General features: G+C 52.6%; 12 protein-coding genes. 6 read left to right on the forward strand and 6 right to left on the reverse strand.

The window, feature by feature from the left end; genetic code table 11:
• Positions 1-28: 28 nt before the first annotated feature.
• The gene (gene putP, locus B7989_RS11690; RefSeq protein WP_088628665.1) at positions 29-1,570 is read left to right on the forward strand and encodes a sodium/proline symporter PutP; all 1,542 of its coding nucleotides are present in this window, start codon (positions 29-31) and stop codon (positions 1,568-1,570) included.
• Positions 1,571-1,659: 89 nt separating this feature from the next.
• Here putP and B7989_RS11695 read toward each other — a convergent pair whose 3' ends face one another.
• The 4 genes from B7989_RS11695 to B7989_RS11710 form a co-directional block, all read right to left on the reverse strand.
• Positions 1,660-3,027 (reverse strand): hypothetical protein, encoded by a 1,368-nt coding sequence (locus tag B7989_RS11695; RefSeq protein WP_088628666.1) that lies wholly within the window; start codon positions 3,025-3,027, stop codon positions 1,660-1,662.
• Positions 3,028-3,169: 142 nt separating this feature from the next.
• Positions 3,170-4,171: a type I glyceraldehyde-3-phosphate dehydrogenase gene (gap, locus tag B7989_RS11700; protein ID WP_072978481.1), complete on the reverse strand. Its 1,002-nt coding sequence runs from the start codon at positions 4,169-4,171 to the stop codon at positions 3,170-3,172.
• 495 nt (positions 4,172-4,666) lie between these two features.
• A complete protein-coding gene (locus B7989_RS11705) occupies positions 4,667-5,860 on the reverse strand; it encodes an FISUMP domain-containing protein (protein WP_158212910.1) in 1,194 nt (397 codons plus the stop codon).
• A gap of 97 nt (positions 5,861-5,957) precedes the next feature.
• Complete coding sequence (locus B7989_RS11710) at positions 5,958-6,662, reverse strand: PD-(D/E)XK nuclease family transposase (RefSeq protein ID WP_158212911.1); 705 nt, start codon at positions 6,660-6,662, stop codon at positions 5,958-5,960.
• 108 nt (positions 6,663-6,770) lie between these two features.
• Here B7989_RS11710 and B7989_RS11715 point away from each other — a divergent pair, with 108 nt between their 5' ends.
• The 5 genes from B7989_RS11715 to B7989_RS11735 all read left to right on the forward strand — a co-directional run bounded on the left by B7989_RS11715 (position 6,771) and on the right by B7989_RS11735 (position 17,406).
• The gene (locus tag B7989_RS11715; RefSeq protein ID WP_088628669.1) at positions 6,771-10,631 is read left to right on the forward strand and encodes a DUF3857 domain-containing protein; all 3,861 of its coding nucleotides are present in this window, start codon (positions 6,771-6,773) and stop codon (positions 10,629-10,631) included.
• 94 nt (positions 10,632-10,725) lie between these two features.
• Positions 10,726-12,033 (forward strand): histidine--tRNA ligase, encoded by a 1,308-nt coding sequence (gene hisS / locus B7989_RS11720; protein WP_088628670.1) that lies wholly within the window; start codon positions 10,726-10,728, stop codon positions 12,031-12,033.
• Positions 12,034-12,047: 14 nt separating this feature from the next.
• The gene (locus tag B7989_RS14020) at positions 12,048-13,862 is read left to right on the forward strand and encodes a hypothetical protein (protein ID WP_158212912.1); all 1,815 of its coding nucleotides are present in this window, start codon (positions 12,048-12,050) and stop codon (positions 13,860-13,862) included.
• The gene (locus B7989_RS14200; RefSeq protein WP_233144405.1) at positions 13,859-15,544 is read left to right on the forward strand and encodes a GDSL-type esterase/lipase family protein; all 1,686 of its coding nucleotides are present in this window, start codon (positions 13,859-13,861) and stop codon (positions 15,542-15,544) included. The genes B7989_RS14020 and B7989_RS14200 overlap by 4 nt, the downstream gene beginning before the upstream one ends.
• Before the next feature lie 11 nt (positions 15,545-15,555).
• Entirely contained in the window at positions 15,556-17,406 is a 1,851-nt protein-coding gene (locus B7989_RS11735) for an MBOAT family protein (protein ID WP_088628671.1), read from the forward strand.
• Positions 17,407-17,674: 268 nt separating this feature from the next.
• Here the strand turns inward: B7989_RS11735 and B7989_RS11740 are convergent, their stop codons facing one another.
• Both B7989_RS11740 and B7989_RS11745 read right to left on the reverse strand, forming a co-directional pair.
• Positions 17,675-19,636 (reverse strand): nucleoside-diphosphate sugar epimerase/dehydratase, encoded by a 1,962-nt coding sequence (locus B7989_RS11740; protein WP_088628672.1) that lies wholly within the window; start codon positions 19,634-19,636, stop codon positions 17,675-17,677.
• Positions 19,637-19,677: 41 nt separating this feature from the next.
• Positions 19,678-21,165: a hypothetical protein gene (locus tag B7989_RS11745; RefSeq protein WP_088628673.1), complete on the reverse strand. Its 1,488-nt coding sequence runs from the start codon at positions 21,163-21,165 to the stop codon at positions 19,678-19,680.
• Positions 21,166-21,178 lie beyond the last annotated feature (13 nt).

The following is a 21,178-nucleotide window of genomic DNA, read 5'->3' on the forward strand; positions in this document are numbered from 1 at the left end:
TTTTTGCATATAAAAAAGGAGTTAAAAAATGGTCTTAACCGTTTTCATTTTATACCTCTTAATGATGCTTGGCATCGGCTTTTACTTCTCTAAAAAAGCAAACAGCCTGAATGCCTACTACCTCGGTAACCGCGGCATGAACAAGTGGGTCGTGGCCATGTCCGCACAGGCCTCCGACATGAGCGGCTGGCTTTTGATGGGCCTCCCGGGCGCTATCTTCGTGAGCGGGTTTTCCGAAGCGTGGATCGGTATCGGTCTCGTGATCGGCACCTACTTCAACTGGAAAATCGTGGGCCGCAGGCTCCGCAAGTACAGCCACTTCTGCGGAGACTCCATCACACTCCCCGACTTCTTTGCGAACCGTTTCCGCGACAACAAGGGAATCATCCGCGTTATCGCCTCCATCTTCATTCTCGCGTTCTTCCTGTTCTACACGGTTTCGGGCTTTGTGGCTAGCGCAAAACTCTTCGGCACCATCTTCGGCATGAACTACACCACCGGCCTTATCATCGGTGCGGTTGTCGTGGTGAGCTACACCTTCATGGGCGGCTTCTTTGCCGTGTGCTGGACAGACTTTATCCAGGCGACCATGATGCTCATCGCCGTCATCGCGATTCCCTCGATTATCATGACCGGTTCGGGCGGTTTTGCTGCGACCATAGACGCCGTGAACGCACAGAACCCCTACCTGTTGAGCCTGTTCACTAACGCCACCACCGGCAAGTCCATCGGGCTTATCGCCTTGATTTCTAGCCTCGCGTGGGGACTCGGTTATTTTGGCATGCCGCACATCCTGGTGCGCTTCATGAGCATCAAGAACGCCGAAGACATCAAGTTCTCCCGCCGCGTCGCCATGACCTGGGTGACCATCTGCCTCGGTGCCGCCATCATGATTGCCATCCTCGGACGCTACTACGTAGAAGCGAACGGCATTACCGTCGCCGACCCGGAACGCATCTTCATGATTTTGTGCCAGACGCTCTGCCATCCGGCTGTCGCCGCTATCCTCATGGCAGCCATCCTCGCCGCCATCATGAGTACGGCCGACTCCCAGCTGCTGGTTTCGGCTTCTGCCTTCAGTAACGACCTCTACAAGCACCTGTTCCGCAAGAATGCGAGCAACAAGGAAGTCATGTGGGTGAGCCGCGGCGTCGTGGTGCTCATTACGGTTATCGCGGTCATCGTCGCCATGCAGGGGGCGCCCAGCGCCGACGGCGCTAAACAGGGCAAGAGCTTCCTCGATGTCGTGATGAGCCTCGTGAGCTTTGCCTGGGGCGGATTTGGCGCCACCTTCGGTCCGATTATGCTCCTCGCCCTGTTCTGGAAGCGTACCACGCTTCCGGGCGCCATCGCGGGTATGCTGGTGGGCGGCATCACCACCTTCGTGTGGAAGTTCTACCTCTCCGGATTCTCCGCCGAAATCTTCCAGATTTACGAGCTCGTGCCCGGCTTTGTGCTTAGCTTCGCCACCATCGTGATCGTAAGCCTCTGCACCAAAGCCCCCAGCAAGGAGATTCAGGAAGAGTTTGATGCTGTGGAACACACTCGCCTGAGCGATATGAAGCTGTAATCTAGAACGGGGCTTGCGCCCAACAGACGAAATTACAAAAGAGGCCCGCAGATGCGGGCCTTCTTTTTTTTCCAGGGGTTCTTCCCAATTTAGTCGTCGAATTCCGGAGCGTCAAACGAGGTCGGAATATGCGGCGTATCCGTGTCATTATGGATGAACGAGAATCCACTAATCTTGCCGGTTTTGGGGTCAATCGGTCCGGTCTGTAACTGTCCGTACATGCTTGTCGTACTCCCCGCACGCAAGAACGTATGGTTGTTAATCATCATGTAGTAGCCGTAAATTTCCCAGGTGCCTGCCTTGTATTCCACTTTCTTGGCGCCTTCGACAGCTTCTAGCTTGGATGTTCCGTCAGCCTTCAAGGTAAACGTCCAATCGACACCATCTTTAGACGCGACCCATTCGCCGACAAAATCCTCGGCCTTTTCGTAATCGTACTCGAGATTGTTTGCCGTGCAACTCACAGTCACATCCGAGCCCATCGAGATGGTGTTGTCGGTGCCCACAGAATGAATGAACAACGTACGAATCTCCCCTACGTAATGTAACGGAAGCATCAACAGAGTGCTACGCTGTACATCGTAGCGGCCGGCATGCCAGTTCACCACCTTGTCATTGACAGAATTTTCATAGATATACGAGCCATCGAAGAACCTGAAGACCCTCGTAGTATCGCCATCGGCACATTCATAAATTTTGTTCTTGATTGAATCCGCCTTAGAGACCTTGCCCTTCTGAACAGCAACGCTGGCCTTTACCGCTTCGCTGTAATCTTCGGAGCCGTCCACGGAGTACATGACCGTGCCTTCATCATCGACCACAAACGAAATTTTGAAGCCCTGATTTACTTTTTCCACAATCTTAGTGGCTGCATCGGTTTTGGAATACTGCATGCCAGTATTGTTCGATTTAAAGTTCACCACGCCATTAGCAAAATCCGTATAAGTAACGGCCCATAATTCGTCAGGAATGCGGAGAGACACAACCCCCAGTTTGCTACCGGTCGACAGGTAAACCGTCTGGTCAAACAGCTTGAGTTCCACATTCTTCTCCAAGTCTGCCAGCTTTGCGGCGCGCGTCCCTTCCGGAGTTACTACAGAAGAAGACGAAACTTCAGAAGACGAGGATTCCGTCGCTTCGCTAGACGAAGACTTCGGAGATTCACTCGAAGAGGACTTGGAATCGTCCTTGGTAGAAGACGAAGATTTGTCAGAAGACTTTTCAGAAGAAGAGGACTTCTCTGAAGCTTTTTCGCTAGACGAGGACTTTTCGCCCTTCTTGGAAGACGAAGACTTTGCATCGCCCTTTTCAGAAGAGGAAGAGGAGTCATCGCCATCTTCAAGCGAAGAAGAAGACTCTTCGCCGGAAGCGTTCGCAGACGTCGAGGAGGAATCGTCACCGCATGCTGCGAACAGGAATGCCGACGAAATCAAAAGAGCTAGGAATTTATTTTTCATGCCACAAAATATAGTTTATCCAAAACACGATTTCAATAAAAAAGAACCCCGCCGGGGTTACCGACAGGGGTCTTTGAAAGGTTTCTTAGCGGAAGTGCGGAAAACTAAGTGGCGTCCGCACGACTAACGCCATCTAGAAATCTTACTTGGCGATCACGCGGGCCATTTCGCAAACCTTGTTGCTGTAGCCCCATTCGTTATCGTACCAGGACACAACCTTAACGAAGGTCGGGTCGAGCTGGATGCCAGCCTTGGCGTCGAAGATGGAGGTCTTCGGGCAGTTGCGGAAGTCGGTAGAAACAACGGCTTCGTCGGTGTAACCGAGGATGCCCTTGAGTTCGCCTTCAGAAGCTTCCTTCATGGCAGCGCAGATTTCTTCGTAAGTGCAAGCCTTCTTGAGTTCGACAGTCAGGTCAACAACGGACACGTCGGAAGTCGGCACGCGCATAGACATACCGGTGAGCTTGCCGTTGAGCTGCGGGAGAACCTTACCCACGGCCTTAGCAGCACCCGTAGAAGACGGGATGATGTTTTCGAGAATGCCACGGCCACCGCGCCAGTCCTTCTTGGACGGGCCGTCAACGGTCTTCTGAGTAGCAGTTGCAGCGTGAACGGTGGTCATGAGGCCACGGACGATGCCGAACTTTTCATCGAGGACCTTGGAGATCGGGGCAAGGCAGTTGGTGGTGCAGGAAGCGTTGGAGATGATCTTCTGGCCAGCGTAGGTCTTGTCGTTCACGCCGTACACGAACATCGGAGTAGCGTCCTTAGACGGAGCAGACATGATGACCTTCTTGGCACCAGCCTTGAGGTGAGCAGAAGCGAGTTCTTCGGTCAGGAAGAAGCCAGTGGATTCCACAACGACGTCAACATCGAGGGCACCCCAAGTGATTGCGGACGGATCCTTTTCGGCGAAGATCTGAATCTTGTTGCCATCGACGATGAGGAAGTTGCCTTCCACCTTGATGTCGTGGTTGAAAGCGCCGTGGACGGAGTCATACTTCAGCATGTAAGCGAGGTAGTCAGCGTCGAGAAGGTCGTTGATACCGACAACAGTAATGTCCTTGGAGAAGTTTTCCACAGCAGCGCGGAAGACCATACGGCCGATACGACCGAAACCATTGATACCGAGTTTGAGAGCCATTATTGGATCCTTTTGTTTTATTGTGAAATTGCTACCCACCATAGGGTGGTGCGTTCTTGGGCGGAAAGATACAAAAATTTACCTAAACGGACTAGGTCTTTTCAGCATTTTTTTTCAATTTTGGGGGTCAAACCGCCGCTAGAGGTCACCGGCATAGATGGCTCCGCCCCCTAAAACCCCCGGATTGTAATGTGGAGTGTGGAATGTGAAGTGTGAAATGGATTTGCGTCATTCAAGGTCAAATCAATGACCTAATCAGCGTCCATCACTACCCGTAAGGCGAGCGATGCGAAAACAGGCTCACCTGTTTTCATATTCGAGCCGCAGCGGGAAGCGCTTTAGCGCAAACATGGTTCCTAAGCCTCAATTTTACATTTGCCACGAACGGACTTTTTCTTATTACTCTTGTTGTTCTTCTTGGACATAATAACTCCCAATGGGCAAGTTCAGCCAGCCCGACTATTGTTTAATTTTTTGATGGACAATGGTTTAGGACTAGTAGTCCTTGACGCAGCGAACGGAAAGCCCTTCGTTTTTAGGGTGATGATCCTTGTAAGTTATACCAATACTTCTAGTCATTCCTACTGATCTATTCCTGCCGGCTTCATACTCAAACGGCAAATGATAGACACCCAATTCTCCCATACGTTCGTATTGCGTCGGGAGTTTTGTCATACCACCATATACAGCAGAAAAGCCCGTACCATTCCGACCTCTGCTCACGGCCGAAATAAGTTGCGTACCACTCTCACTCCCATCCAAACCCTTTATTAACGCTTGCCATTCTGTGCCATTCATCACGTGCCACCCATCCGGACACACTCCTTGAATAATCAAATCGTCCCATTGCCATTCATATTCCCTTCCAGGAAATATGGAATCCGGGCATGCGGGGGGCGTACCCGTCCAGACGCTATCGCAGGCCTTGGGGAGCCCCATCGCCTCGCTCCAGCTATACAAGCCGCCGAAGCCATTGTCACAATACCACGGGTCATCGTCATAACAGTATTTTTCAACTTTTCCGTCATCAAATTCGGTCACGTCAAGCTTTATCTGAACGCCATAATTCAAGTTTTGTGCGAAAGCATCAAACTCGGGGAGCGCCAACCATGATGTCGTTATGTGGAGAGTCCTGTACTTTTGCCCGTCACGCGAGTCTACAAATTCCCCATACGATATCTTGCTGTTGTAAAGGCTGTCCATATTGAAATAGCTACTGCTAGACGTTGCGGAAGAACTGGAGCGAATATACGACACATAGTAACCGTCCTGGCAGATATACATCACATCTTCTCCAGTTTGCCTATCTCTTATGCGAACAATTTCCCCTTCGTCTAAACAATCCATTAGAGAAGCAGAACTACTACCTAAGGATACACTTGAACTCACTGAAAACATTGATCCGATAGACGAACTACTCTTGGTATCAGTAGAGGAACTAGGCTTTTCCGACGACACCGAACTGCCACCGGAAGATGTTCCTTTGTCCGTAACGGAACTCGAGGAGAAAACTTCATCATCATCGCTACTGCTCGAAACTTCCGCAATCGGGTCAGGGTCAGTACTGCTGGAACTGCTGTCGCATGCAGTGAACGCCGCAAAGACAAGAGCCATGGCAAGAAGTATGGATTCCCTACGCTTCGCTTCGAGAATGACAGGCCAAGAATGACGCAATGTAAAAATCTTCACAGAAGACCTCCGAACCTCAAATAAATTCACGAGAAATATAGAAATAAGCTGTGTATGAAATCGGCGGCCTTTCGACCGCCACATTTTATTAAAAGGTTTATTTCAAGTCACGAATTTTTGCTTCCGGAAGCCCCGTAACTGCAGAAATTTCTGTCACAGAGAGTTTTCCCTGTTCAAGCATTTTCTTCGCAATATCCATTTTCGTTGAATACTCGGCTACGGCTCGATCAAAATCGCTCATGTCCACAGTCATAAGATACCTCGAACTGAAATTACATAATTTCACCTCGTTTTGCAAGACCTTGAACACGGGATCATTTGCAAATTCACTGAAATCGGCTTCGCGATTCAACGTGTCGATGGCGCGGAGCCACTGAGCCAAGCGGCAGTTGTCGCCGACATAGTCCTTCGCGTTCTTGAGAAACTTCGCCACTTCAACCAACGTCACTGTCTGCCGGTCAAAATAGACTTCCTGCTCCTGATTCCTCAACTGTACCGTATGGCGGTAATTTGGCGATTTCGCGAACGCGTCAAAGAACTGGAAACTGACCACATGCAAGTTTTCAAGTTGCGGAACTTCGCCCTGCTTTACCATATTGTTCGTAAGGCGAGCCACATAAAGGACCAAGCGGTCCTTGAACAAGGAGTTATTGTCTTCATGCTGCACTTCAATAGAAATGCGGTCTTTCGGGGAGTTTTCGCCACGGTCATTCGTCAAAAGAATATCGGGCTCAACGCTGCGGTATCCCAGCTCACCGGGAATGAACGGGTTCACGAGTTTCGGACGTAAAAAAATCTTCACGTTTATAAAAAACAATCATAAACCCTACTTGTCTCGGGTACAGTCATATTCCACCTTGGACTATGGAATTTCGGGGCTTGCGCGCTCCGTTTTTTTATTTTTGTTGTCATGAGCAATTCTTTGTTTGAAAAATTTGGTCGTATCCCCAGTTTTTGCGCCCCGCTGTTTGGGCTGTTGTTTGTTGCATCTTTAATTTCTTGCGCCGGTAACGGAAAGCCGCTGACCGAATCGGACCCGAAAACGTCCGAAGTGGCTGGGAACGGGGGTTCCGGGAGCTACACGGACGACTATTTTGATGAAGGTTCGGCTGTAAATTCGGACGCGAGCACCAAATCGGCCCGCAGAAACACCGCCAACAGTTTCAGCTCCGACGGTTTCAGCTTCATCCTGCCGCAGGGCGGCGCAGGCGACTGGGCGCTCGTGGGCGATGACGACGGAAGCGCCCACGAGAGCGGCGTCCCCTATGAATTTTACAACGCCAGCACGGGACGCCGCGCGGTCCTGGTCGAAATCGAACTCCCCAAGGGCGAACCCATGCGACTCATGGACCGCGCCCAGATGGAAATGCAGGCTTTTGAATCGAGCGGCAAGAAGGCGACTCTCGCCGAGACCTACCCCGAAGAAAATTTCGGCGGTACAGGCGTATTCTTTGACGTTGCGGGCAAGCGCTACGACAGCCCCTATGAAGCAGTGGGCTTTGTAACAGGTGCAGGAAGCCGCGTGTACACGCTCACGCTTTCTGCCACCGACACGGCGCTCCAGCCGGGCGAACTCAAGAACGAGTGGAAAGAGTTCTTCGCGAACTTCAGCATGCGCGAAACTGCTGCAAGCGAAGGCCCGGAACTCTCGCCGAACAACGTGCAAAGCTTCAACTCCCCCGCTCTCGGCTACACTTGGGCCGTGAAGGATACTCTCTGGCATCACTGGACAGGAATCGCCCGCCAGAATGACGACCCCGACCTGGTGCTTTCAAACAAGGCCGAAGACGTTTCACTGTTCGTTTACGGCGCAACCGTTGAAAGCGACGCCGTGAATTCGCAGGATTTGTTCAAGGTGCTGCTCGTGCGCCTGGGCGTTGACCCGAATAATCCGACCATCGAAAGCTACCGCCAAAAGGTCGGCGACCGCTACGCGCAAGACTTTAGCCTGACTCACGTGGTCAACAAGTTTGACTTCTACTACACAGGTCGCTATTTCTACGATGACGGCCGCGGAATCTTGATTGTCAGCTGGACCCAGGGCGTGAACAAGAAGAAATACGCCAAGGTCATGCAGCACGGTATCGAAGGCCTGACCGTGGGCGAAAAGCCCGCCACCGCAAGCGATGCCGAATCCGCCAAAAAGCAGGCAAAATTCAACGCCGCCATCATGAGCCAGGTGGGCATTTTGCGCCTGCTCGAAAACCAGCCGCTGGTGGCGCTCAGCTACTTTGAACGCGCGAACCGCATGGACCCCGAAGAGCCTCTCTACCTGATCAACTGCGGATTCGTGTACCAGATGAAGGAACTTTACGGTCCGGGCATCAGCCACTTTGAAAGCCAGCGCGAACTGGTGCAAAAGAACGGCAAACTGCTCTCGATTCTCGGCGAAATGTACGAAGCCTTGTTCGACTACGGCCGCGCCCGCGAATGCGCCGAAGCTGCCCTCCGCTACACGCCGAACAATCCGGAATACGTGATCAACTTGAGCGACGCCCTCTGGGGACTCGGTCAGCGCAACCAGTCGCTGGTAGTCGTGCAACGCCTTTACGACACGCAGCCGAGCAGCCGTTTGGGTGTTTACCTCGCCAAAACTTACATGGGCCTCGACCAGTACGCCGAAGCCGTCGATATTCTTTACCAGGTGCGCCGCCGCTTTGGCATGAGCGTGGAACTCGGAAGCACCTTGATGGACGCCCTCATGTTCCTCGGTCGCTACGAAGAAGCCCGCGCCATCAGCGAAGAAACACTCGCCAAGGACCGCAACGACTACAAGATTTGGACCACGCAGGGCAAGATTCTCTTCTACAGCCGCAACTACCGCGACGCCGAAAAGTCGCTCACCAAGGCGCTCGCCCTCAAGCCCGATAACGAAGACGCCAAGAGCTTCCTCAGCGCCACGAAGGCATTCCTCGGCAAGGCAGACAACCGCACGCTGCAAAAGCCGATTACGCCGGTGGAAGAACGCACCAAGAACCTGAAGGGACTCCTCAGCGAAAGCGCCAAGAAGCAGGGCACCGAAGGCGATTTCCCTGCTGTGGTGCATTACAACAAGCAGACCTTGAAAGCCGAAAAGGGCGCAAACTGGGTCCGCACCGACGAAATGCTCATGGAAATCCTCGACATTCGCGGCGCCGCCATCTATCGCGAATTCACCTTCGATTTCTTGCCCGGATTTGACCGCATTTACCTAAACGCCCTCGAAGTCTACGACAGCAACTGGAACCTGAAGCAGAAGGCGAACCTGAACGGCGCCTACATTACCTACGCCACCGAAATCGGCGGCCAGAACGAATCGCAGACGGCGCACTTCCCGCTGCAGGAACTGGAGCCGGGCGACTTTATTTACCTGCAGTTCAGCCGCACGAACATCGAAAACAAGGGCATGATTCCCTACACCGACTTCGTGAGCAGCAAGGACGTTCCTGTGGGCCAGTCCAGCTTCCGCATTTACGCCGACACCGCCCGTTTTGTGACCGAAGAATACGGCCCGCTCGAAAAGAAGACCATCAAGGGCGGCATTGAATGGAAGATCGAAAACCCTGTCATTATCCGCAAAGAGCTTTACATGCCCGTGTACCGCGACTTTGGCGCAGGCCTGATGCTTACCGGCAAGCAGGAATGGAAGAACGTGGGCGAAGATTACCAGAACCTGATCAAGCACCAGTTCAAGCAGGCCGTGAGCGTGCGTGAAAAGGCCCGCGAAGTCCGCGGCAGCAAGGCAAACGACAACGCCGTCAAGGCCATCGTGAACTTTGTGCGCCACGATATTCGCTACCGCGACGTGCGATTCGGCGGACACAGCCTGATTCCGCAAACCGCCGAAGTCACGCTCAAAAAGCACCAGGGCGACTGCAAGGACATGGCACTCTTGCTCAAGGAAATGCTTGAATCTATCGGCATCAAGAGCTACCTCACCGCCATTCACCTGACCGAAGAAGGCTTTGCCGGCCTCCCGACGATTCAGCAGTTCAACCACATGATTCTCTACATTCCGGCGCAGGGTCAAGTCACCGAGCGCTGGGTCGACGCCACCGACAAGACCGGCAACGATCGCCCCGTCCCGCTCGACATGGAAGGCAAGGTCGCGCTCGTGATCAACGATGACAGCAGCCATGTGGTCACCACGCCGATTCTCGAAGACAATCAGGAACATCAGATTGGCATTGAACACCGTCTGTTTATCGGAAACGACGGCGCTTGCGAATTCCGCGACTCGATTTCGCTGCAGGGCAAGTTCGCCAGTGTGATGCGTAACCGCTTCTTTGGCCGCGACGCCAAGGAACAGGAAAAGCTGATGGAAGACTTCCTCGCTTCGGGTATCCCCGACGTGAGCATCGGCAACATTCGCATCGAAAACCTCGCCGAATTCAACAAGCCGCTGGCCCTGATTGTGACTTACGCCTCCAAGGGTTACTTTGGCCAGGGCGGTTCCGAACTCAAGGGCCGATTCCCGAACGTGTGGGAACGCAGCCTGTTCAAGCTCCCGAAGGTTTCCAAGCGTCACCACCCGATTCGCATGCCCCACGAAACGCAGTTTGCATACAAATTAAGCGTTACCGCCCCGAGCGGCAAAAAAGTCAAAATTACCGGTCCCAAGAAGCTGAACCGCGAACCGGATTACGTGAGCTTCGAGAAGAATTATGACGGCAAAAACAGCATCAAGTGGACCACCTTCGCACTTTACGCCGACCCGGCGGAATACAACAAGATTCGCGAGGAATGGACCTACTTGCTCAGCGAAACCAGCCCGATGATCGAGATAAAGTAGTTGGTAGAGCTTAGTTGGTAGAACTTAGAATGACCGCGATTTCTAAGTTCTAAGTTCTAAGCTCTACATTCTAATTGCTATATTTCCGCTCACTATGAGCATTTCTATCCCCCAGTTGCCTAAGGGCACACGCGATTTTTACCCGGAAGCCGAGCGCATCCAGAATTACATTTTTGACACCTGGCGCAGCGTCGCCGAATCTTTTGCCTACGAAGAATACGAAGGCCCGATGTTTGAACATTTGGAGCTTTATACGGGCAAGTCCGGCGAAGAAATCGTCAGCCAGCTTTACAACTTTAAAGACAAGGGCGACCGCGAAATCGCACTCCGCCCCGAAATGACTCCGACGCTCGCCCGCCTCGTAATCCAGAAGGCCCGCGAACTCAAGAAGCCTTTCAAGTGGTTCAGCATGCCGCGCCTGTTCCGTTACGAAAAGGCGCAGAAGGGCCGCCTCCGCGAATTCTTCCAGCTAAACATGGACATCATCGGCACCGAAAGCATTTACGCCGAAGCCGACCTGATGGCAGCCATCGCAACAATGCTCCGCAAGTTCGGCCTCAAAGATGGCGAATTTGCCATTGGCGTTTCAAGCCGCAAGCTCCTGGCCACCTACCTCGAAGAAATCGGTGCCCCGAATCCGGCTCTCGTTTACCCGGTACTTGACCGCCGCTTAAAAATCGGCCCCGAAGCATTTGCCAAGGCTCTGGCCGACGCAGGCCTCTCCGAAGACCAAGTGAAAAAGCTCGACGACTTCATGAGTTGTAAGTCCATCGAAGAAGTCAAGACCAAGGTTCACAGCGAAAACGCAACTGCAGCCCTCGCCGAAATCGAAGACCTGTTCGCCACCCTTACCGCCGCTGGTTACGGCGAATGCGTGAACATGGATCTCTCCATTGTTCGCGGCCTCGCCTACTACACCGGCATCGTATTCGAAGTTTTTGACAAGGGCAAATCCATGCGCGCCATCGCTGGCGGTGGACGTTACGACAGTCTCACCGAAAAACTCGGTGGCGAACGCATCCCGGGCGTGGGCTTTGGCATGGGCGACGTAGTGCTCGCCGACTTGCTCGCCGAACACAACCTGCTCCCGAGCCCCAAGCAGAGCGTCGATTTCTACATCGCAAGCTTTACCAACGACATGAAGAAGGTGTTCGAAACCGCACAGGTATTCCGCTGCGCAAGCTCTAGCAAAGAAGGGGGCAAACCCTTCTCGGTCGCTCACCCGCTCGCCGCCATGAAAATGGGCAAGCAGCTCGACCAAGCCAACTACCAGGGCGCCAAAATCGTCGTGTACGTCGACGGATCCAAGGCTGCCGCAGGTGAATTCGAATACAAGGACATGCGCACCGGCGAAATGTTCGTCGGAAATACAGAAGCCATCGTGGAGCGCTTGAAGGCATAAATAGTTAAACGCTTATGATGTCCCCCTTAAAAGTTCTCTTATCTATTATCAGCCTGTTCGCCCTTCTTGGCTTTATCGCCATCATCTACCCCGATGACGGAATCCATATCGGCGACTCCACGCTCCGCTACCCGAAGCTCACCGAAATCTTCGTAAAGCAGTCCTCCGGCGATTCGCTCAGCGATTCTACCCAGGGCGACCCTGAAGAAGCCATCCGTGAAATGATGGAAGCGACCAAGCGCAAAGAGTTTTCCGCCTTCAGCGACTCGCTCAAGTTCTACGAGGACTTTTTTGAAAAGGGCAAAACGCGTTTCGATTTGCCGAACAACGACGCCACGTGGTTTGACCGATTCTTCTTGCACCTGGAACTCGCCTCCCTCGATTCGAACGTTGTACACGTCGTGCATTACGGCGACTCACAGCTTGAAGAAGACCGAATCTCGGCCACCATTCGCGAAGACTTGCAAGATGAATTCGGTGGCGCAGGCCCCGGCATGATGCCCGCCATTATGACCGTGCCGTCCATGACCACAAGCCATGCCGGTGTGGGCGCGCTTTCGCGCTACATTCTGTTTGGCCCCAAAGAAGACGAGGCCGAACACACGCGCTATGGACCTCTGGCCCAGCTCGCCAAGCTTGAAGGCGAAGCCTCCATTACCATTCAACGCCGCAAAGAACGCAAGAAACAGTTCAGCCACGTGGGCGGTTACAGCACCATCCGCCTTCTCACCAACAAGAATGCTCGCCTCAAGGTCAGACTCAACGTCAACCAGACCGTTGTAGACACCGTAGGCCAAGAAGCCGACGGCACGCCGAAAGAAAAGCATTCCACCAAGGTGGTTGACGCTGGCGAACCGATTATCGACACTTACAATAAACTCAAAGTGTACACCTGGAAGCTGAAGGATACCACGTCCATTGCGAAGATGTACCTTTCGGGCAATGCCGAAGTCTACGCCATTTCTGCAGACGGCGCTTACGGTGTCGCAGTCGACAACGTGGCCATGCGCGGCTCTTCGGGCACAATCTTCCACCGCATCGATTCTGAACTTTTGGCAGAATCTTACAAGGCCATGAACGTCCGCCTGATTATTATGGAATACGGCGGCAACCTGGTGCCGAGCATCAATTCGGGCAACATCGACTGGACCAAGAAAATCATTACGCGCCAAATTCAGGCCGTACAAAAGGCAAACCCCGATGCGGACATCTTGTTCATTGGCCCGGCTGACATGGCCCGTCAAAAAGATGGCCAGTGGCAGACCTACGCCGGCTTGAACATGACAATCAAGGCTCTACGCGAAGTCGCTCTTGAAAACGGAGCCGCCTATTGGGACATGCACCGCGTGATGGGCGGAAACGGAGCGATGATCAAGTGGGTGAACAAGGAACCCGCCCTCGGCTTTACCGACCACATTCACTTTACCCGCCGCGGCGCCGCCTACATGGGCGATCTGTTCTGCTCAGCCCTGCGCATGCATTACGACTACTTCAAGTTCCGCGACCGTCACAACATCAGTGACGAAAAGTTGAAAGAACTGCACCAGTGGAGCGCCGAGAACAAGCCCGCACCCAAGCCTGTCACCAAACCCAAGCCCGCTGCCAAACCAGTCAAGAAGGCTGCCCCCGCACCGAAGCCTGCGGCAAAGCCGGCACCGGTCGCAAAACCTGTAGCAAAGCCTGCTCCGGCACCGGCTGCAAAACCTGCCGCCAAGCCAGCTGCAAAACCTGTAGCAAAGCAAGCCCCGCTTCCTGCTAAGATCCAGGCAACCAAAACCATTGTCCCGGCGGCAAAGAAAAATGATATGAAAGGAGCGAAAAAGAAATGACACGCGTACTCCGGACCTTTGCGTTCATCGCACTTTCTGTTTTTGCACAAAACGTTTTGGCTAAAGACGCCTCGACGGCGCCGGGCAGCTATAACATAGACCTTTCGCGCTACGACTTTATCGACACCACGCAGAACGTGATCCAGTTTCCCAAGGGCAACGCCTCGTTCAACGCTTTCTTTAACAAGATGGATACGCTCGTGTTCGAAAACCGTGGGCAGGTTCGCATTCTGCACGTGGGCGGCTCGCACCTGCAGGCCGACGTGATTTCGGGCCGCATTCGCGAGCACCTCATTAAAGAATACCCGGGAGCCTCTGCCGGTCGCGGATTCGTATTCCCTTATTCTGCCGCCCGCACCAATACGCCCGCGAGCTACGCCAGCGCTTACAAGGGCATTTGGGACATGAACAAGAACGTGCAGCGTGAAATCAAGAAACCGCTTGGTTTGCTTGGTATTGCCGTGAGCACCAGCGACCCGCGTTCCGAAATCACATTGCTCCTTGACAGGTACAACTCTACCCCGATTTGGGGCGAAACCAAACTCAGACTTTTTGGCTACAGCGACAACAACGATGTCGTACCCGTGTTGCGCGTCGATTCGACCGATATCTACGGCATTCTCGATTCCGCAAGCCAGAGCTACGTGTTTACAAGTCCGCGCCCGATTGACACGATTCAAATCGCCTTCCGCTGGATTGATTCCTTGAAGCAGGCCGAAATTGCAAAGTTCATTACCGACTCGCTTTTCCAGGATTCTATCGCACGCGCCAAGGAAGATTCGGTCAAGAAAGCGAACGGCGATACCGCCCAGAACAAGAAAGATTCCAACGTGATTCCGGCTAAGATTCCGAACAACGTTGCCCTGCCTGAAGTCGCCCGCGATTCCATGTTCCAAGGTGAATGCGACGTTCTTGATACGGCATGCCTGCGTCGCGAAGAAGCGAAGAGCAAATCTCGCGCCTGCGCCGAAAAGTTGAACAAGCCTGCCGTCAATTACGCCGAGGGTGAAATCGATTCGACCAACTACGCCAACGAACATTGCATTGAACAGGTCGCTGTACCCGATTCCGTCAAGAAAAACGCTCGCCCGCGCTTTACGCTCACCGGCATTCTCACCGAGACCGATGCTCCGGGCATCACCTACACCGGCGTTGGCATTAACGGTGCTAAGGTGCACGACTATTTCGAAGAAGTCTGCCCGCAGTTCGAAAAGGAACTGTCCTTCTACAAGCCCGACCTCGTGATTTTTGCCATCGGCATTAACGATGCGAACGTGGAAAAATTCAACGACAAGCAGTTTAAAGACGACTACGACAAGCTTATCGCCCGCATCAAGAAGGTCAACCCGAACGTAGCGATTATCTTCGAGACCAACAACGACATGTATCGCAAAGTCAAGAAGAAACGCTTCGTGCAGCACCCGAACGGCGATGTTGCCCGCAAGGCATTCTTTGCCCTGGCTGAAAAGCACAAGGCCGGCGTTTGGGACAAGTTCGGCATTATGGGCGGCCTCGGCTCCATGTCCAAGTGGGAACGTGCCGACCTCGCCAAAGCCGACAAAGTGCATTTCAAACTTTCCGGCTACAACCTCCTTGGCGATCTGTTCTACAAGGCTATCATCAACAGCTATCAAGAACACATCGCAAATCTCCCCGCACAAACCAAGTCTGAAGTGAAATAACCGACCCCCTTATGCTCGACTACGTCATTCCATTCCTCACTCGAACCTTTGCGTTTGACCCGAACAGTCCGCTGCTGTTTACGCAGTTCTATTTCTGGGGATTTTTCGCCTTTGTATTTGCGGCCCTCACCCTGATCAAGAATCGCATTCTGTTGCGCAACGCCTTCCTGTTTGCGACCAGCATGTTCTTCTACTACAAGACGAGCGGCAGCTACGTTTGCATTCTCATTTTCTGCGTGGTAGCGAACTTCTTTATCGGCAAGTGGATTGAAAAAGCCGAGGAGCAGTGGAAAAAGAAGCTTTGGATGATCATCGTGGTCATCATCGACCTGCTAGTGCTTTGCTACTATAAATACTCTTACTTCTTCTTGGATGCCCTCTACGACTTTACCGGTATCGAACTGCACGTGTACAACTTCTTCGCCGCCGCAAGCAACAAGATGTTCGGCACGCATTCGCTGGTAGACACCATCATTTTGCCGGTGGGTATTTCGTTCTTCACCTTCCAGGCAATGAGTTACTGCATCGATATTTACCGCGGTAAAATCAAGGCTGTCGACAACATCCTGAATTTTGGCTTTTACCTCACGTTCTTCCCGCAGCTTGTGGCTGGCCCGATTGTGCGCGCCGACAAGTTCGTGCCGCAACTTTACCGCAAGTATTTCTTGCCGCGCCGTACCTTTGGCATTGCCGTGTTCTGGATTCTGAATGGCCTCGCCAAGAAGATCATTCTGAGTGACTACCTGGCCACCAACTTCGTGGACCGCGTTTTCGACACTCCCCTGCTGTTTACCGGCCTCGAAAACCTGATTGCGCTCTTTGCTTACTCGCTGCAGGTGTACGCCGACTTCTCGGGCTATACCGACATTGCCATTGGCGTTGCCCTCCTCATGGGATTCCGCCTGCCGCAGAACTTTAACAGCCCTTACAAGGCCCTCAGTCCCACCGAATTCTGGCGCCGCTGGCACATCAGTCTTTCTAGCTGGTGGCGCGACTACCTGTACATTCCCTTGGGCGGTAACCGTAACGCGACCATCGGCACCTATTTCTGGATGGCATTTTTGAGCCTTGTGGCAATCATGCTTTCGGGCAGCGTGCTCGTGGGTGTCATGCTTGCCCTGTTATTCATCTACATTTCCGTTGTCGCCTACTTTAGGCCCGAATCGCGCAAGTTCATTACCACCAACATGAACGCCATGGCCACCCAGATCGTGGGCGGTTGGTGGCACGGTGCCAGCTGGAACTTTATCATTTGGGGTGGCCTGAACGGCTTTGGCCAGGTATTCAACAAAATCTGGTGCAAGCGCAGCCTCAAGTTCCGCGCCATCGCCTCGTTCATCCTGTTCGCTGCAAGCGCCATAATCTTCAAGCAGACGCACACCGCCATCTTCGCGATTACTGCAGTCTACTTCGGCGTGCTCTTCACCGGCATTTACGCCGTATGGGTGTTCCGCCTGTTCAGCGACAAGACCTTCCACTGGATTTATGTTGCCTGGAACGTGTCGCTCACCTTCGTTTTCATCACGTTTACGCGACTCTTCTTCCGCGCAGGTTCGAACCTAGACCCTGCCGAAGCCAACGAAGTCGCCTGGAATACCGCCAAGAACATGGTACAGCAAATGGGTTGCGCCTGGAAATGGGGCACTCTTGGCACTATAGCCTGGGAACACATCAACATCATTCTCGTGTTCATCGCGGGCATGCTTATCCACTGGATTCCCAAGAAGGTCAAGAGCCGCTACCGCATCGCATTCGCCTCGCAGCCGCTCCCCCTCATGGTTGCAAGCACCGCGTTCATCATCTTCGTAATCTACCAGTTCATGAGCGCAGACTCCTGCCCGTTCATCTACTTCCAGTTCTAGCAGGCTTGCTATCTGGAGACAAGAGCCGCCCCTGACCTACGTCAGGGAGACGGATGCAGGCTCTCGTCAGGAAACAATGCGTGCCATTTTTTTAGGAGTATTTTCCACCCACATGTCATGCTGACGAAGGTCAGCATCGGCATCTCACTAACGCATGCAGGATAAAACTGGGTCGCGACAACAGGGCGCGAGCAGACAGCACTCTGCAAACGCTTTTTAGCAGGCATCAAAGGAGATTCCGGGACAAAGCCCGGAATGACAAGCGGGATTACACCGCAGGCATTTTCACGGTGCGGTTGAATTCTTCCGGCGTGGTGAAGGTCGGCACAATCTTATGCAATGCCTTGATGGCCTTTTCGTCATCATTGGCGCTTGCAGCGTTCTTCAAATCCCACAGTTGGTTGATGAACTTGTCCATGTCGATTTCAATCTGCTTACCGATGTAAATCAACTTATTCTTGGTCTTTTGCAGGCCTTCTTCGCTCATCAACAATTCTTCAAGCAGCTTTTCGCCCGGACGCAGGCCCGTAAACTTGATTTCCACATCCTTGTACGGAACCTTGCCGTACATACGAATCAAGTTTTCTGCCAAGGTCACAATCTTTACCGGGTGGCCCATATCAAGCACAAAGATTTCGCCACCATGAGCAATCGAGGCCGCTTCAAGCACCAGGCTCACGGCTTCAGGAATCGTCATGAAATAACGGATAATATCGGGGTGCGTCACCGTCACCGGCTTGCCCTGTTCAATCTGACGCTTGAACAGCGGAATCACGGAACCGTTCGAGCCCAGCACGTTACCAAAACGAGTCGTCACGAATTCCGTTTCGCCACTCTTCTGCTGAGCCAGGAACTGCACAATCATTTCGCAGCAGCGCTTAGAGGCACCCATCACGTTCGTGGGGTTCACCGCCTTGTCCGTACTGATCATCACGAACTTCTTCACGCCGTTCAGCACCGCCAAGGTTCCCATGTTAAAGGTACCAATCACATTGTTCTTGATGGCTTCCATGGGGTTGTTTTCCATGAGCGGCACATGCTTGTGGGCTGCCGCATGGAACACCACCTGGGGTTTGTACTTCTTGAAAATCTGGTTCATGCGGAAGTAGTCGCGCACCGAGGCAATCAACGTCACCAAGTTCAGCTTGTCGCCGTATTCCATGCGCAATTCCTGCTGGATATCGTAGGCATTGTTTTCGTAAATGTCCACGATAATCACCTGGGCCGGGTTGTACTTGGCGATTTGGCGCACCAGTTCCGAACCGATACTGCCACCACCACCCGACACCATGCAGACCTTGCCTTCGATAAAGGCACGGATATCCTTATTGTCAAAGCGAATGGGATCACGACCCAACAAGTCTTCTACGTTGATATCACGAATCTGGTTCACGTAACTGGTGGAACCATCACCGATGCTAGAGGTATCCAAAAGACTGCCGATAAAGGGCAACACCTTTACAGGGACACCCGTTTTACCGCAAATATCCAAAATCGTCTGGCGGTCCTTGGGCGGGCAACTCGGAATGGCGAGAATGATCTGTTCAATGCGTTCTTCCTTGACGATTTTCGGGATATCGGTCGTAGAGCCGGCCACCAACACGCCTTCAAACATCTTGCCAATCTTGTAGCGGTCATCGTCTACCAGGCATACCGGATTCAAGTGCGTCGCCACGCTGGACTTGAGGCCTTCTTCTTCGTCGGCCTGGTTGTTGCGGATTTCCTTGATCAACATCTGGGCGGCAGAACCAGCCCCCACAATCATGGTGCGGGTCTTGTTGGCCAAGGCTGCTTCTTTATAACCCGTACGCACCAGAGACACAAACGTGCCGCGGAACATGTAACGGAAGGCACACACACCAAAAAGGGCAACCAAGGTATGGAGTACTGCGAATTCCACAAAAATCTGACGCTGGAAGAGGTACACAAAACCATACGCCACCGCCATACCACACACCACACCCTTGATGCAGCTCAGGTAGTCTCGCTTGCTAAAATAACGCCACAGCTTGTTGTAAGCTCCGAAAAAGAGCAAGCCCGCAAAGCATCCGAAAACGCACGTAACAGAAATAATCAAGAGTTCAGGGCGATCGATTCGTTCAGCGACCACAGGCAAAGGCCAGTTTGCAAAAAGCGCTGCAGCTACAACGATAAATGCATCTGTTGCAGCAAGCACGCGCTTACGCAGTCTAAAGCTGTTGAATAGATTTTTTACTTTTTCATTTAACATCTAATGCCCCTTTGAATGCCGCAAATATAATTTTTTTTACCTTACAGCATGAACACGATTCGCACATTCACGTACTTATCGTCAAAAAATCCGTATTCACCCATAAATGCCACATGGTTCCCCCTATAGCTCAAGGAAGGAGTCAAGGTGTAATGGAGCGGCGCATTGTGTACAAAGTGTTTTTCCAACGTTTTGTACGGATCATCGATACTGCTACCGGAATCGGTCCCCTTCCACAACCACTTGTGATGGATGCCTACAAACAAGCTAGAAAGTCCGCTTAGGCCTAGATTGCCATAGAGTGTCCAGTCAATCGCCAAGCTATTGGGGCCGTTCGGATTTCCCAATGGCTTTCCCAAATGCGCCATCTGAGCCATTGCCGTATCGTAATGGCAGTAGGTGTAGGGTTCTACACGGGCAATTTCAGCAATCGTTCCGAGTTCAAGCGCATGGCCGCCTACATTAAAGTCATGTCCGGCCTGCATACCCAGCATACCGGCCCAGCGGTTATTGCTGTACTTGTTTTCGTACACAGCCATCGGCGATTCCATGTCGTCCAAGAAAAATTCACCATACACACGCACCGCATTAAACAAGCGGTAATTGATGTCGAAAGCGAGCGCCCCGTTATTCACGCGTTCCGTGTAATTACCCTTCTCGATAAACAGCGGAACCACAGGTACAAACAGCCAGGGTTTATTTTCGTTATAAAGCACCTGCAGTTCGCTCATGCCCACAGTCAGGTTCCCTAAGGCAAGTTCATAGCGATGCGCATACAGGTTACGATCATTCAAGTTGTCTTTGCTATAGCTCCAGCTGTTCACGCGCAAGTCGGCATACACGCTGAACACGCGCAACGGACCAAAAGTAAAGTCCAAATTGAACATATTGTACGGGAGAGCAAACTGGTTAAAAGCCAAGTTATTGTAATAGCCCGGGCCCCAGTGCAATACGTCTCGAGCCAAAGAGATTCGCGCCCAAGCGTAGTTCAAGCCCAAGTGCGCACGGTAGCGTGCATAGCTTACGTAATCGGCACCGGCGTTACCGTCTTCGGTTTGCACATCAAAGACTTCGCCATCAAAGCTCTTGGGCTTTTTTGCCGAATGGCTTTCGGAATAAATGCGAGCATCCAAATCAAAATCAAGCGAGTCTGCATAACCACGCAAATACAGGCCGCCATCAATGCCCGGCCAAATCGTATCACCCAAAGCTTCGCCACCACGGTAGTCCAAGCCCAAAATAGGCGAAGCGGCAATTGCAAAATGATGAGCGCCTTCGCCAGAGCCTAAAGAGTCGGCATAGTATACCAGCGCATTGCTTTCTTTATCTGCAAAATTTTTGACAAAATCATAATTACGGCGAGGATAAGTAAAGAACTGACGAGACTCGCCCACCGTCTGGCGATGGTAGTCCATGAGCATCGGGAGGTAGTCGAGCGTGCGCAGGTTGCGATTATGTTCGGAGCCCACTACAGACTGAGCCGAGGCAAACGTTGCAAGAACTAGCAAGCAGACAATCAGATGTTTCATATTCGGGATCCAA

Origin of the sequence: Fibrobacter sp. UWB5 (assembly GCF_002210295.1) — a bacterium.
In the GTDB taxonomy this organism is placed as follows: Bacteria; Fibrobacterota; Fibrobacteria; order Fibrobacterales; family Fibrobacteraceae; genus Fibrobacter.

Coding starts and splice junctions, on each gene's coding strand:
- B7989_RS11735 (WP_088628671.1), top strand. CDS start 15,556: ATGCTCGACTACGTCATTCCATTCCTCACTCGAACCTTTGCGTTTGAC.
- B7989_RS11715 (WP_088628669.1), top strand. CDS start 6,771: ATGAGCAATTCTTTGTTTGAAAAATTTGGTCGTATCCCCAGTTTTTGC.
- B7989_RS14200 (WP_233144405.1), top strand. CDS start 13,859: ATGACACGCGTACTCCGGACCTTTGCGTTCATCGCACTTTCTGTTTTT.
- B7989_RS11745 (WP_088628673.1), bottom strand. CDS start 21,165: ATGAAACATCTGATTGTCTGCTTGCTAGTTCTTGCAACGTTTGCCTCG.
- B7989_RS11695 (WP_088628666.1), bottom strand. CDS start 3,027: ATGAAAAATAAATTCCTAGCTCTTTTGATTTCGTCGGCATTCCTGTTC.
- putP (WP_088628665.1), top strand. CDS start 29: ATGGTCTTAACCGTTTTCATTTTATACCTCTTAATGATGCTTGGCATC.
- gap (WP_072978481.1), bottom strand. CDS start 4,171: ATGGCTCTCAAACTCGGTATCAATGGTTTCGGTCGTATCGGCCGTATG.
- hisS (WP_088628670.1), top strand. CDS start 10,726: ATGAGCATTTCTATCCCCCAGTTGCCTAAGGGCACACGCGATTTTTAC.
- B7989_RS11740 (WP_088628672.1), bottom strand. CDS start 19,636: ATGTTAAATGAAAAAGTAAAAAATCTATTCAACAGCTTTAGACTGCGT.
- B7989_RS14020 (WP_158212912.1), top strand. CDS start 12,048: ATGATGTCCCCCTTAAAAGTTCTCTTATCTATTATCAGCCTGTTCGCC.